This is a genomic window from Pseudomonas sp. RIT-PI-S (assembly GCF_025642975.1).
Taxonomy (GTDB): Bacteria; Pseudomonadota; Gammaproteobacteria; order Pseudomonadales; family Pseudomonadaceae; genus Aquipseudomonas.
The window spans coordinates 1-3,170 of record NZ_JANZKJ010000030.1; the positions used below are offsets into that span (position 1 = coordinate 1).

Annotated in this window: 2 protein-coding genes and 1 pseudogene; all 3 read left to right on the plus strand. The window is 62.6% G+C overall.

All coding sequences use genetic code 11. From position 1 onward, the window contains the following. Positions 1-590: 590 nt before the first annotated feature. Positions 591-867, plus strand: a pseudogene (locus tag OGL93_RS22050) (BrnT family toxin). Then, positions 845-1,093: a BrnA antitoxin family protein gene (locus OGL93_RS22055; RefSeq protein WP_263265150.1), complete on the plus strand. Its 249-nt coding sequence runs from the start codon at positions 845-847 to the stop codon at positions 1,091-1,093. Before OGL93_RS22050 ends, OGL93_RS22055 begins: the two are co-directional and overlap by 23 nt. A 295-nt stretch (positions 1,094-1,388) precedes the next feature. After that, a partial coding sequence (locus OGL93_RS22060; protein ID WP_263265151.1) for a hypothetical protein occupies positions 1,389-3,170 on the plus strand: 1,782 nt, incomplete at its 3' end.

Genomic DNA, 3,170 nt, shown 5'->3' on the forward strand with positions numbered 1-3,170 from the left:
GGCGTCGGTGCGGTTTAGCGTGCCATTTTGATCCCGCCCGCCACCCCTTCAGGGCATCGCGGGCGTCGCCCGCTCCTACAGTTCAGACCGGCGCCGGTCCGTAGGAGCGGGCAAAGCCCGCGAACTTGGCCCACCAGCCAGGTGCCAGGCCGATACACGGCTTTTACCGCCCCGCCCGCCTGCCAGCAACGTGCGGCCTAGCCGCCATTTGATCTAGCCTGTCACCGCCAGGGCATCGCGGGCGTCGCCCGCTCCTACAGTTCAGACCGGCGCCGGTCTGTAGGAGCGGGCAAAGCCCGCGAACTTGGCCTCACTGATCCCGCCCACCACCTTCAGGGCGCCGCAAGCTTCGCCCGCTCCTACAGTTCAGACCGGCGCCGGTCCGTAGGAGCGGGCAAAGCCCGCGAACTTGGCCTCACCAGCCGGGTGCCAGGCCGATGCACGGCTTTGACAGCCCCGCCCGCCTGCCAGCAACGTGCGGCCTAGCCTGCCGTTTGATCCCTCCTCTTCAGTAACAGGGTTCAAATAGGAGTGCGCATACTTGCTGAACGCGCTATCGTGTATGTACAAAAGTAAATACAGGATAGCCCATGCGCTTCGAGTGGGACGAGGCCAAGAACCTGGCCAATATCCGCAAGCACGGCATCGACTTCACTGACGTACCGGATATGTTCCAGCACCCAATGCTGACCCTGCGTGACGACCGACAGGATTACGGCGAAGAGCGCTGGGTCAGCATCGGCTGGATAAATATTGATTGGCGTAGTCGTGTATACCGAGCGGCGGGGCGAGACGATTCGCATCATTTCCGCTCGAAAAGCTACCAAACAGGAGGCCAAACACTATGTCGAAACCATCGAAAACTGACTGGGAACGCCTGGCCAAACTGCAAGACCAAGACATCGATACCAGCGATAGCCCCGAGCTGGGCGAGGACTTCTTTCGCAGCGCCGAACTGCGCGTGCCGGTAAAGCAGACGGTAACCATCCGCCTGGATGCTGACGTGCTGGAGTGGTTCAAGGCCCAAGGCACAGGCTACCAAACACGCATCAATCAACTGCTACGCCACTATATGCAGGCCCATCAGAGCTGATACCCCAATGATCGCTAGCCAATAGCGGGCAAAGCCGCGAACAGCCGCGCCAGCGTTTACCCTGTGGCGCCTTCGGTTCGCAGGCTTCGCCAACTCCTACACATTCAGGCCGGCGCCGGCCCCGTGGGAGAGGGCAAAGCCCGCAAACATGGCCACCGCCGGGGTTCGCAACTGCGCCAACCCACAGGGCGAGCCCTGGATTGCCTCACGAGCGGGGTGCCAGGCCGATACACGGCTTTGACAGCCCCCGCCCGCCTGCCTATACCAAGCAAAACCAACAAGGCAGGGGTGCACCATGGATAACCGCAACCCTGGTCAGCAATGGCAGTCGACCACTTCCCGCTCTAGCGTTACCTCACACAAACTCATCGGCCACGCCCCTCACCACCTCGCGGTGGCGGTAGTGCTGGCCATCGGCGCGCTAGGAACCGAAAGCGCCGAGGCTGGAGGCAGTTGCGCCACCACCAACACGGTGATCGATAGCCGCACCACCGCAGCCTGCACGCTCGACACCGGCAGCAGCGTGCGGCTCACCGAGGAAGGCGCCATCACTGTAAGCGACGTTGCCGCGATCAGCGCGGTCGGGGTGGCGGCCGGGCAGATCGTCAATGGCGGCAGCCTGGAGGGGGCGGTGGGCATCAGCCTCTCTGGTAGCAGCCTGGGCGGCAGTAGCCTGAGCGGCAAGCTGTACAACAGCGCCACGGGCACTATTCATGCAAACACGGGCATTAGCCTGCGGGATTCACAGTTCGGCGGCAGCGTGATCAACGCGGGCGTTATCACTGCTGATCAAGGCGCGGCGATCCATGCCGACAACGTCGGCATCGCTGGCAACCTGAGTAACTCGGGCACCCTGCAAGCAGGCTATAACGACGCGGTGGTCGCCGTGCTCAACAGCGCGATCGGCGGCAGCATTCTCAACAGTGGCGACATCAGTGGCGGCACCTCCGGGATCCGGGTGGACAATTCGGTGATCAATGGGTCGATCCGCAACAGCGGCAAGATCGACAGTGGCAGCAATCCCCTATTGCTTACAGGCGGCCTGGTGTATGGCGATATCGTCAATACCGGTACGCTGCGTGGCGCCACCTACCTCAATGGCAGCTATGTGGCAGGGCGCTTTATCAACACCGGCCGCCTGTCCGACGGGATCACCGCGCTACGAATCGTAGACATGACCATCAAGGGTGGCGTGGTCAACACCGGCACCATCAATTCCGGCTCTGGCGTGTTCATCAGCAACAGCCGGCTGGGCAGCATCCGCAACAGCGGCACCCTGTACGTGAGCAGCGGCGACCTGGGCCTGGTGGATAACATCATCACCGGCAGCGTTACCAACTCGGGCTGGATCGGCCCTGGTACCGACGGCTACGGCGGCCTTTCCCTGTACGGCGGCCTGGTGGGTGGCGATGTGAAAAACACTGGCACCTTGGAGGGCGGCAACTTCGGCGTTGCCCTGCGTGGTGATCGCGACGCCTTTATCTTCGGCAGCATCATCAACAGCGGGCAGATGTTGGCCAAGACCGCAGTGCTGCTCAACACTACCCACATTGGCGGTAGCTTCTCAAACAGCGGCAGCATCATCGGTAACCGGGACAGCGAAGAGCACCGAGGCCGCGGCGTGGTGATGACCTCTACGACCATCGACGATGACTTTATCAACCGGGGCAGCATCAGCGGGCTGACCCGGGCCGTTCAGCTGACCGGCGTGACCCTCGACGGCAACCTGGTCAACCGCGGCTCGCTGGTCGCGGCCAAGGGCGCGGTGGAACTGAGCGACACTACGGTGGGCGGAACCTTCAGCAACTATGGGCACATTGGCACCGAATTGGCGGCCGACACCGACCCAGACGATTACGACCCCAATAGCCGTGGGCTGCAGATCAGCAGTTCCACGCTCGAAGGGCCGCTCACCAACCCAGGCAGCATCGTGGGCAGCAGCATTGGCGTGGAGGTCCTCGGCAGCACCTTGAGCCAGGGCCTGGTCAACGCCGGCCTGCTCAAGGGCGATGCCTATTCGCTCTACATCAGCCCAGACAGCCAGGTGAATGGGCTGTATATCGCGGGCAACAACACC